The sequence below is a fragment of the Pseudomonas sp. BO3-4 genome, assembly GCF_034044115.1.
GTDB lineage: Bacteria > Pseudomonadota > Gammaproteobacteria > Pseudomonadales > Pseudomonadaceae > Aquipseudomonas > Aquipseudomonas alloputida.
Window position 1 is genome coordinate 5,513,311 of record NZ_CP139018.1, and the last position, 10,861, is coordinate 5,524,171.

7 protein-coding genes are annotated in these 10,861 nt (G+C 52.5%); 2 read left to right on the forward strand and 5 right to left on the reverse strand.

What is annotated here, in order from left to right:
* Positions 1–134: 134 nt before the first annotated feature.
* Together REH59_RS25285 and REH59_RS25290 are read right to left on the reverse strand one after the other, a co-directional pair.
* A complete protein-coding gene (locus tag REH59_RS25285) occupies positions 135–3,545 on the reverse strand; it encodes a TM0106 family RecB-like putative nuclease (RefSeq protein ID WP_060546514.1) in 3,411 nt (1,136 codons plus the stop codon).
* 65 nt (positions 3,546–3,610) lie between these two features.
* Positions 3,611–5,266 carry a hypothetical protein gene (locus tag REH59_RS25290; protein ID WP_227493133.1) on the reverse strand — a complete coding sequence of 552 codons (1,656 nt, stop codon included), beginning with the start codon at positions 5,264–5,266 and terminating at the stop codon, positions 3,611–3,613.
* Between the two features lie 45 nt (positions 5,267–5,311).
* Between REH59_RS25290 and REH59_RS25295 the strand changes: the two genes are divergently transcribed.
* Positions 5,312–5,959, forward strand: a complete 648-nt coding sequence (locus REH59_RS25295; protein WP_033968774.1) for a HEPN domain-containing protein — start codon at positions 5,312–5,314, stop codon at positions 5,957–5,959.
* A gap of 239 nt (positions 5,960–6,198) precedes the next feature.
* Here the strand turns inward: REH59_RS25295 and REH59_RS25300 are convergent, their stop codons facing one another.
* From REH59_RS25300 to REH59_RS25310, 3 genes are all read right to left on the reverse strand, one after another.
* Positions 6,199–6,867: an inovirus Gp2 family protein gene (locus tag REH59_RS25300; protein WP_060546511.1), complete on the reverse strand. Its 669-nt coding sequence runs from the start codon at positions 6,865–6,867 to the stop codon at positions 6,199–6,201.
* Positions 6,868–7,356: 489 nt separating this feature from the next.
* On the reverse strand, positions 7,357–7,536 hold the full coding sequence (locus tag REH59_RS25305) for a helix-turn-helix transcriptional regulator (protein ID WP_082431519.1): 180 nt from the start codon (positions 7,534–7,536) through the stop codon (positions 7,357–7,359).
* A gap of 78 nt (positions 7,537–7,614) precedes the next feature.
* Positions 7,615–8,475 carry a hypothetical protein gene (locus tag REH59_RS25310; RefSeq protein ID WP_124084220.1) on the reverse strand — a complete coding sequence of 287 codons (861 nt, stop codon included), beginning with the start codon at positions 8,473–8,475 and terminating at the stop codon, positions 7,615–7,617.
* A gap of 661 nt (positions 8,476–9,136) precedes the next feature.
* Between REH59_RS25310 and REH59_RS25315 the strand changes: the two genes are divergently transcribed.
* The gene (locus REH59_RS25315; RefSeq protein WP_124084221.1) at positions 9,137–9,817 is read left to right on the forward strand and encodes a hypothetical protein; all 681 of its coding nucleotides are present in this window, start codon (positions 9,137–9,139) and stop codon (positions 9,815–9,817) included.
* Positions 9,818–10,861 lie beyond the last annotated feature (1,044 nt).

Here is a 10,861-nt window from a genome sequence, read left to right on the forward strand (position 1 = left end):
CGACGTTATCGGCGTTTGTCAGGCCGAATCAGAAGCACGTCGGTCCAGCTCCTGTTTCATCTCCATGTATTCACGGACAAACTGGTAGCCCTTCTCGGCAACGACGATGACACCGATAATTGCGAACAGATTTTTCATAGCAAAACCTCTTGGGATTGACGGGTTTCGTCGACCGTTCCGTACCTGACCGCCATGCACAAGCCGTTGACCAAGTTCATGTCTTGCGGCGTCTGGCAACGAATGGCCGTCAGATCAGGACTGGCGACAATACAAGCCAGCGACTTCGCCCGGCTGACCGCTACATTCAAACGGTTTTTCGAGTACAGGAAGCCGATGTCCCTGGGCAGGTAGTCTTCATTCGACGTCGCCATCGAGACGATGACAATCTCTGCCTCTTGCCCCTGAAACTTATCCACAGTGCCGACGCGCGCACCCGCCGGCAGCACCTGCTTCAACAGCTGTACCTGCAAATTATAGGGCGCCACGACCAGGATGTTTTCGAGAGACACAGCGTGCTCCTCGCCGGTGTTATCCACATAGCGCTGCTGCAGAAAGTACGTGTACAGCGCTTTGACGTATGCGGCTTCTTCATCGGAACTCTGGCCGTTGCCGTCGTGCTCCACAGGGCAAAACATCAGTCCGCTGCCCGGTACGTCCGGGCGCTGGCCATCCAGTCGCAACACCTGCCGCTCGGCTCTTGGTGCCGACGACAGTTGACCTTCGTACACCGCATGAGAAATGAATGAGCAAACGTGCGGATGCATCCGCCAGGTTTGCGCCAGAAACACCCCACGATCAGGCGCAATGGTGGGCGTGCCATCCAGCAGATAATCGAGGATAGAGTCACCGGAACGGCCAGGGTGCACGCCTTGCACTGGTTGCGACAATTGCATCTGGTCGCCCATCAAGACGATGTTGCGTGCCGCAATGCCCATGGTAACCAGGTTCGCCACGCTCACTTGACCGGCCTCGTCGATGAAGAGGTAATCCAACGCCTCGGTGAAGGTCTCGTCGGCAAATAGCCAGGCAGTACCCGCAGTCAGGTCAATTCCCGGCCCCCAGGCATCAAGGAAATCCTTTTTGTCTTCGATGGAGCGAATGCAGCAACCAGTGAACTCAGTGCCCTCTCCCTCCGATGACTTTTTCAACCCCTTGAATGCAACGCCCTCTGCTTGTGCGCGAGACTCAACAGCAGACAACAGGTTGTTGATGGCATGGTGCGAATTGGAGGTCACACCGATGCGCTTGCCTGCTTTGAGCAGGTCAACAATGACGTGCGAGCCCGTGTAGGTCTTGCCGGCACCCGGCGGCCCTTGAATAAACAGCACGCTGTTCTCAAGATTGCGTACCACCTGCTTGATGGCATCCGTCGTCGTCAGGCGTGGATCCAGTAGTGGCGCACCCGGCTGGACGTCTTTCACCCGCGGAGCGCGTCGATGGAGAAAGTCCGACACCGCCTGGAAGCGCTGCTCACCGGCCAAGACGCTGTCGGCATAGCGAAACAGTGCCTCGCGCAGCGAAGTCGATGGAATCGGCCTGCCGGGAATCATGTCGAAATCATCCGGTGGCGCGTTGTGCGCGGTGGCTTTGAACATCGCCAGACACGCGTTACTGTCCAGGTTAACCAACTGCACATTGGACAGGGACTCTGTGATGACGCCTTGGGAACCCGTGCGCATCTTGCTTTCTTGAGGTTCGAAACTGTATTCAAACAGAAATGATTTCTTGATCGGTTCGGGCGGCGTTTTTGTACGCCGCAAACCGGCCAGGCTCTCGATATCCTCCAGCAGCTCCTCAGTGGTCATGTCCTGACGGCTGAACAACTGCCACCATATCGGCTTGTCTGCCCGACGGTGGAAGTCAAGCAGCTGGAAGGTGAGCAACCTGACTTGATCCGCTTCGCTCAGGGCACATTCGGCGGCGGGCAAGCCAGCGAGCAAACGATCGCGATAGCTTTCCAGACGAACCTCAATCTCCTTTTGTTCCGCTACAGCTTTCTCGCTTTCTGTTTCAGGCTCGGAGAGAGTGCTCGCATCCGACGGTTTAATGCTCAAAAGCCAGTTGCGCAGAAGATAGGTGGATAGCACGTCGTCTTCGTTGTACCGCTCGATCTGCTCGAGCAACGCCGACTCGCCAGTCTCTTTCCAACGCTCATAAAACACGATGCTCGCACCGGCATTGGTAACGTCGCCGTCTCGCTGCCCCATGTAAAAATGCTCGATGTTCTTGATCGAGTAGCTGGGCTCAGACACCCGGATCGCTTCGCGCACAACCTTGTAGAGGTCGATCAGCTTGCCGTTGCGCAGCAACCAGTCCACTTGTGCCTCGCGTGTACCGTGCTGGCTCATCAGGCGCTTGATGGCCGTCTCTTCATAGCTGGCATAGTGGTAGACATGTGCGCTGGGGTAACGCTTGAGGTGAGCGATGACCCAGTCGATGAACTGCTCGAACGCGATCTTTTCTGCCTCTCGGCTATGTGCCCAGAAGGGTTTGAAGGATTGTTGGCCACCTTCGTCGATATACAGACCGAAGAGATATTCCAGGCCGCCCTCCTCCAGCGGATTGCCCTCCATATCGAAGAACAGATCGCCCTCAACCGCCGTGGGCATTCGGTTAAAACCACGCCTTTTCCCCACGACCGGCAGAAACTCGAACAACGGGCCATCACTGGAGCGCCCCTGGAACTGCAAACGCGCCTGATGGCGCAACTTGCCCAGCGACTCCACTTGCAACTTGGGGATGCGCAAGTCATCGGTACTGTTCGCCAACTGCTGCAATGTGGTGACACCACCAGCCTGCAATTTCTTGATTTGCGAGCGGCTGATGCCAGCGACTGCCGAGAGGTGATCGTCTTGCAGCCGTTGTTCGTCACAGCGATCGCGCCACACACAAAACCCGCAATGCCCGCATGGCTCCGGGTACGTCACAGGTTGTCCGTCACCATTCACGAACGCCGTGAAACGCTGCAGCACTTGCTCCAGATAATCGGCGTAGTCAGCGACCCGAAACGCCTGCTCCGTACGCGCAGAATCACCCAGTACGACATACATGAACTGCGGCTGTATGCCCTGGATTGCAATCAGCATTCGCGAGTAAAGCGCAACCTGCACAAGGAACTTGGCCTTTGCAGACTTGGCCAGCTTGGTGTCGATCACCTCATAGCTATGATCGCCCAGCGTCGACGCCCGCGGCACCTTACGCAGGAAGTCGGCATGCCCAATAAAGGCACCTTCCTGGAGCGAAGCCTGGAAGATGATGTCCGCACCAGCCTTCATGGCCTCAATGGTCAGTTCCACCCGCCGCGCGAAACTCGGATTGCCCTCGGCAATGTCGACTACGTGAGCATTTTCGCGTTTGAGTCGTTCAAGAAACGTCGCTTCATGAGCGAGCCCCTTGCCCTGGATCAGGCGGTTCTGCTCGCTTGCCGGCGCTTTTTCCATAGGGGCAACAAGATGCTGAAGGTCCAGTGCCGTTAGGTGCTGGCACTCCAGAAAACCACAGATGTCTGAGGCGGAATACAACTGAACGCCGTTCCGGGTTTGCATGGTTGTATTCCACCCTGTGAAAGGCCAAGGGGCACATGGTGCTGCGCAAATGTTGCGTGTGTTGCTCAGGCGTCGAGCGAGCAGTCCTGGTAAAACTGCTCGAACAGACTCGTTGGCGAGTGCTGCGCATCAAGCAGGCCGAAGTGCTTGCCCACGTTACGCCCCAGGGCCATGAGTGTCCTTGCAGAGTTCTCGGTACCGGCATAGCCGGCACTCACGATGTAGTCGACACGATCCTTGTCGGTCGTCGCTCGCGCATACGCGTTGCCCGTGATCAACACATCCACCAAGCAGACACTGACGCGCTCATCACCGACTGTGAACGGCTCGAGGGCCTCGGTAGCCAGGGCCGCACGCAATCCGTCCTCACCACCGGCGACGATGCGCTCAAGCTGTGCAAGCGGTCGGCCGAACAAGTCGAACTCTTCAATGGAAAACGGGAAACAGTAGCCCTGTGCAGTGGTACGCGTGAGCGGCTTCTCGTCACGCGACTGGGCCACCAACCATTCAACAAACGAGGCTTTGTTATCGAGAGCACCGCTGTAGCGGAAGGCCAGATAATCCTTGAGAACCTGGCTGAAAGGATGCCCCGTGGGCACCCAATTATTGCCTCCACGCTCGCAGTCCTGCGCCTCGACTTCTGGCTTACCCGCTATGGAATTAGACGCCAGCGCCAGACCAAAGCAGCGAAGGTCATAGCCAAGCATGAACAGGCTGGCCTCGAAGGCATGGCAACGCGCGGGGAGAGTCCCTTGCCCAGCAAACCAATTGGTACGCTCGAGCAGCGCTCGAATAATCCAGCCCAAGCGCACTTGCCAACGCGCCCACTCGGCATAGTCGATCGTCGAAAACTGCGGCGCCGCCACGCTGTTCAAGAACGCTCCCGGGTTGCGGATCTGGCTGCCTCGCGCGCCGCCGGACGGGAACATCAGCAAGGGTTTACCACGCCCCGCCCACTGCTGGCGAAACAGCGAATACAACATGGCAATCGCAGCGCCCACACGGCTGTCATAGATTGGAGAACCAGACAAATCGAGCAAGGCGTGAATCTTGGTCAGGCCAGAATCGAAACGCTCGACACTGCTAGCATCGAGGTCATCCAGGTCATTGTCACCGTCGAGCGTCATGAGTCCGGCCATCTTTTTCAGGTAGCCCGACAACTCGTCTTTGGCCTCCAACCGGTGCAAGAACGGAATGGCGCCCCGCACGCCGCCCCAACGAAGAATCTGCAAACACGCCTGAAGCGCTTGTTGCTCATCACCAGCGTTGACCGCACTCGTCAGCCACTCACGCAGTTGCCCCAAAGAGCGTTGGGTTTCAGCCCAGGTTTCAGACTCAACCACACTCTGGTTGGAGTCGTGCCAGCTTGCCTTCCAGCGATAGTGCTCAAGTACCCGCTCAATCCCCTGGACTTCAACCGTCAAACCGCCAGGTACAAACTTGCTGGACTTGAAGCGCAGCTTGAACGTGAGCGCCGGCAAGTTGGCTGCCAGCCATGCAACGAAAGATTCCACTTCGGGTTGTGCCAGGAACTGTTCACGCTTCATGCAGGCCGCCTTGCGGGCAATGTCGAATGGCCATACCCTAAGCAAAATGGCAGGCCACGTCCACGTTGTCTGTTTATACAGGTAAACAAATTGAGCAGGTTCTAATGCCCTGAATAGACGCTTTTCAACGCCAGCGGCGATTGGCCCGGCCACCTGTAAAGTTTTCAGGCACACGCTACCTCTTTACCGACCGCCCACGACTTCAAGGATCGGCACTTCATGGACCATCAAGCACTCAAAGCCCGTCACCGCCAGGAACGTGAAGGCCACCATCCCAACCTCACCTTGCGCGTTCATCGCGCATTAAGCTGGCTGAATCGCGCCGAGCAGGCGGATGATCTTGATGGGCGCTTTATCTTTCTGTGGATCGCCTTCAACTCTGCCTATGCCACGGACATTGATGAGCAGTTCCGACTTTCCGAGCAGTCCACGTTCAAGGCGTTCCTGGACAAACTCTGTGCGCTAGACACGGCCAACCTGATCGAGAACCTGGTCTGGTCCGAGTTCTCAGGCAGTATCCGCGCATTGCTGGACAACCCCTACGTATTTCAGAGTTTCTGGGACAACCAGAACGGCAAGATCAGCGAGCAACAGTGGACCGAGCGGTTTGCCAGCGGTCGACGAGCAGCGCAGCAAGCGTTAGCCAACCGCAATACCCCAGCAGTACTCGGTGTTCTGTTCAATCGAATCTATACATTGCGTAACCAGGTAATGCATGGGGGCGCAACCTGGAACAGCAGTGTGAACCGGGATCAACTGCGCGACTGCTCGAACCTCCTCGGCAAGCTGGTGCCTGTGATTATTTTGCTGATGTTGGATAACCCGGAAACGCTATGGGGTGATGCTTGTTATCCGGTTGTTGCTTAGGCAGACCACATTCCAATCCCACGATGACCGGTGACAAACCAAGTGATTCCGCTTGCTGCTTACACTGAGTGGAAGGCGTTCACACGCGTTTGAATATGCGCGAATGCTTTGCCTGTAGGAAGTCAACGCAACAAGAATTTGAATTAGGGGCTCGAATTTGTCCTCAGTGACAAAGCCCTCCAAGCCCTCAGGAAGGCAAACTGACCTGAGGGCTGGACTGGGAACAAGCTACTTACCCTCTATCCTCGGCTGAATCCGAAGCCATGAGCGCCCTCCCCATAACGCTTCGTCGCAGCTTTACAAAGGTAGCTGGCACGATGAAACAGATCAGGTAAGTAATCCACATTCCCTGGCCGGACCTCCCGGTCTACTCGGTATTCCGCATTAGACGGGATATGTACCAAGCCCCTCACTTGCTCAACCTCGCACTTCAACGCACTGGCCCAAGCCTCCTGCATGCGGCTGATCATGTTCGGCCTCTGTGGCTGCAACCGCCCGATTGTGTAGTAGGCGTCCCTGTTGAGCAGGATCAGCAGGTGGTAATGCTGTCGCCCTGCCTCGCTCCTCTCTCTCGCCCAGACGTAACGCACCCTGCAGTCATGGGCGTACTTGTTCTGCTCACGTGCTTTCTCACGATTGTGCTCAATTTTTGCTTTGAACGACTCGACGAACCTACTAATCACACGGTTTGACAACGCATCATCCGGAATACCCCCAAAACGCGGAAGACGCAGGTCCACCCTGAACGCAATCACCCTAGGATACTGATCAAGTGCAAGGTTGATGGTGCGACTCAGGGCTTCAAGGTATCCAAGTATAAAAGGGCCTTTTTCACCCATTATCGGCAGGCCCTGAAAAGTATCTGCTGAGTACAAACGAAGATTACGGTTCTCTGAAAAACGACGCATGGTTACTACCTACTCTACTGAAGTTCATATCTTCAGTCGGCTTGGTAGTTATTTACACGCTCACCGCAACCCATTGAGCTAGACCTCAACGAGCTCATCACGCAGATACCAAAGTTCAATATCGATCATCTAAACCATACTGCCAACCGCAAGGTATAAAGTAGACATTCATGATAGATACCCGTTAGAGGGACATCTATGACCTTAACCTAATGATTCAATATCAGGCCCTGCATGAGTGATAGGCAGGAGTTATTAAACAGTAGCGCTTAGAACACTAAAGCATACTACCCGCACCGAAAGCTCCAAAAGCATAAACCCTAGAGAAAGTTAAAGCATTCCTGTTCAGAGCCAGAAAAACAACGCCACCAAAAGGTCCGGCAAAAAAACATCATGTCCGGGAGTCAACCGGACATGATGTTTTCATTGAAAGAAAATAAAGCAAACAAGAAGCAGACCAGCTGCCAAGAACAAGCCCATCAAGACCTACTAATTTCGCTCAACTAGCCTAGACCGAATCCAGGAATGAACCTCTGACTCCAACCAGCCAACAGAGCGCCCGCCTAACGAAATAGGCTTCGGAAATATCCCTTCAGCAACGTACTTATACACCGTAGATCGGGCCAGACCAGTAATTTCAATAACTGTTTTCATTCGAAGTATGCGCATGACCAACTCCTCAAATCCGTACACAGGATCTAGGAGGCCGGTAAAGAGTTACTGACCATTACTGGCATACAGAGCGATTTACCCCCGATACCGATAGCGCGTGGGAGTATGAACCTGAAAAAGAAGGCCAAAACGATAACGGTCAATCTCAGGCATCTCCTCCTCACTTGAAAACCTCTCACACGTAGGCTCGCCAAGATTGCTCTCATTCATGACATAGCACTCTCCTGCTCGAAAACTATTACCAGGAACAATCAACAGAGACCGGCCAACAGCAAACCGCCCAAAGTATGTACCGGGCTCAAAACTCGGCAGGATCTGCAACCCGGCAATTTCGTACGCAAAACCCTTAGCACTTAAAACCAAACTCTGCACACGCCGAGCCATCAAAACAGCGACTACATAAACGAACTCAAAAAACAGCTCGCTTCGAAGGACATCATCCTTGAAATCTCGCCCTGTGCCCGTTCCTTTACTGAAATCTTTCTTGATTCGCAGTTGCAATTCATCATCAGAATTAAACTGACCTAGTTCCAAGGCTTTCCAATGCTTGGACAGTAGCCCTGACGCGTACTCCTCCAATCTAACCTGAAGCGCCCTCGACGAGCTTCTATCCTTGGCTAAAGAAGAAAACAACCCCGCCAGCGCATTAAATCTATCGCTATCAGGCAGTATTCCAGAAAACTTTTTATGCCTCTCGAATTCCAGCCCTTTGCCAAGCCCCGCAGAGCCAATGATGGCTGCAACCTCACTCATCTCCCCCGAATCCCCACTGGATTTCGAGACGAAAGTTAGCACGATCGCTCCCGAACTACCTTTTTGAAAAAACCCATGATGAAAATTAATAAAGTAAACTGACTTTGAAACGCCCAATACAACAGATGTTGCAACACCCGGAATCACCCCTCTCATGACCCTCAGAGCGATCAGCTTGTGCACCTGGGCCTTTATTCGATCTCGATTCAGACCAGTAGCCTGGGACAGCCTGGATACTCCGATTCCCCGTACAATCCCAAATTGATCGGCGTATAGAAGCAGAGTGGACAGTAGCAACCGATTACAAACACTCAAGCCACCCTTACAATTTTCCGCAGAAGGGTTCAGTACGTGGTCAATTCTCGGTCTATTTATCACATGGAGCTTTTTGTTTTCGTCTTCTAACAACCTAGACAACTTACTTGACGCCCGATACCCACTCTTGGGGCGTCCCCGCCCGCAGACGATAGGTGTGCGTATCAAAAGATCTTCGGCCACCAATTCAGACAGAGCGCTAGTTACCACACGATCCGTAGCACCTGAGGCCTTGGCTAACTCCTTAACCCCGATTGTGATCGACTCCCACAGCCCGTACAGCTGCACGAACCTTACAAGGACAAGCTTCGTCTCAGGGCTGATCCCAGCCAATTCCATCCCCAACAGAACGCAGTGCATCACCCACCCTCACCTTTTCAGGAAGGCAGCTATTAAATCGCAGAATAACACCCTGTTTCAAGAGCATAAAAAATAGACTACGCTACTACGTAACGTCACTCCGTAACGCAACATTAAAAATCATTCTATATAACCTTTAGTTCTAATAAACGCATTAGCGAGGGATTCATTGAAAAAAGCACAAAACAGACTTGGATGGATAGAAAAAGACAACCCAAACATGCTGAAGTGGGCCATCCGATACCTAAACAACCACAGAGCAAATATTCCCGAGCAAACCACCTACGACGGGCTTATAAGGGAATCTGAGAAATGGCCTGAAAGCAGTGAAATACGAGAGCTTTTAAGAAAAATGAAAGGCGCCTGGCGCCAAAAGAAACTGAGAGAAAGCCTAAATGGGAAAAAGCCCAGCAACTTCATACTTTCGACTTCAGCAAAAAAATGCCTGGAAAATTTAGCCAAATCAAGACGCAGCAACATAACTGAAACACTGGAATGGTTAATTAAAAATGGACTTGAAGTAAAAAGCCAATACCGCGACCAACTCAACGAATTAAACAAGTCCCACCGCAAACAACTCGACAGTTATCAAGTAGCAGCTGTCACTCTCACTGAAAAACTAAGCGAAGCCCTAACCGAAAGCTGCAAATTAACGCTTCAAATTGAAACACTAACCCCTTCCCCAGAAAGTCTCCCAACCCCACAAAAGGACCAGATCGAAAAACTTTTCAGAAAGAAAAAATCAACACTCTTGAAATCAAATACAATCATCAAAAGAGACGCCATACGAACACACGAAAGACAGATACAACCAATAACCCATTACCTTGAGCAGGAGCAGGAGCAATGAAGAGATCATAGAAATCACCCGACCAGTTTTGCAACCGAAAGATCATCAATAACCAGGACGATAGGCGCGCCCTGCGCTCAGCATTTTATATCCGTTTTATAGTTATCCTGTGATCGTTTTTTATTTCGGCACAGCACTGTAATTACACCGGTAATTTTCAATAAAATTCACTTGCCAGCCCGATGCTTCCTACTTCTGAAGATACGACTTGGAGAAGCACCAAGACCAATCTTTAGCATATCATCCACCACCTTCTTACGGACTTCCCTAGCCTGACCACTGGTACCAAATCACACCCATACTGGGAAAGCACCCCTGCCATAACCAAGTTCTCAGAAGTATTCCGTCAAGTCTATTACGGGAGATGCTGCGCTATCACTTTAGGTAGTCTTGAAGGAAGCTCCGCCAGTTTAGCAGCACTAGTCAGATCCATTTTTTTAGTAATTTCAAAACCCTCAAGGTCTATCTTCATATAGACGACAAGAAAACACTTAAAAGCTAAACCTCGATCAAAGTTTTCCGAGCCTGCTCTTCATTGATTGGCCATTTCAGTCAAGATACCCCCAACACCTGAGCGTTCGGACCGACAGAAACATTCCGAGGTAGCAGCTAATAGAAAATACAAATTCTTTATGCCTCGCAAGGTGGGTGCCTTCAGGGTGACGACTGACCCATCGCATATATTCGTAAGCGTCAAGAAAGGTCATACTAATCGCATGACTAGCTCATTACAGTCGAGCGAAAGCCAATTTCCTGCTAGAAAATGAGTGATCAACCACCAAGGACATCCTTATACAACCAAAAACGAAGACATCAATCACGCTTTATCATTCATGACCATAGCGTCGGCCATGTAAGCCTAAGACTGCATCACCTGACGAAACTCGGCGAGATATCCAGCCTGATTATAACTTGTCCGGATTTTTTGCTTCTCTCGGCATGCGCCAATTCACCCTCGATCACGTCCGAGCGAGATCCCATCTAGTTGAGCATGGTCCAGGCGCTGACGCGAATGCCATGGGCTGAAAAGCCGATGTGGTCCTT

Excerpts from the sequence above, each read along its gene's own strand:
- REH59_RS25305 (WP_082431519.1), bottom strand. The coding sequence starts at position 7,536 with ATGCGCATACTTCGAATGAAAACAGTTATTGAAATTACTGGTCTGGCC.
- REH59_RS25295 (WP_033968774.1), top strand. The coding sequence starts at position 5,312 with ATGGACCATCAAGCACTCAAAGCCCGTCACCGCCAGGAACGTGAAGGC.
- REH59_RS25285 (WP_060546514.1), bottom strand. The coding sequence starts at position 3,545 with ATGCAAACCCGGAACGGCGTTCAGTTGTATTCCGCCTCAGACATCTGT.
- REH59_RS25300 (WP_060546511.1), bottom strand. The coding sequence starts at position 6,867 with ATGCGTCGTTTTTCAGAGAACCGTAATCTTCGTTTGTACTCAGCAGAT.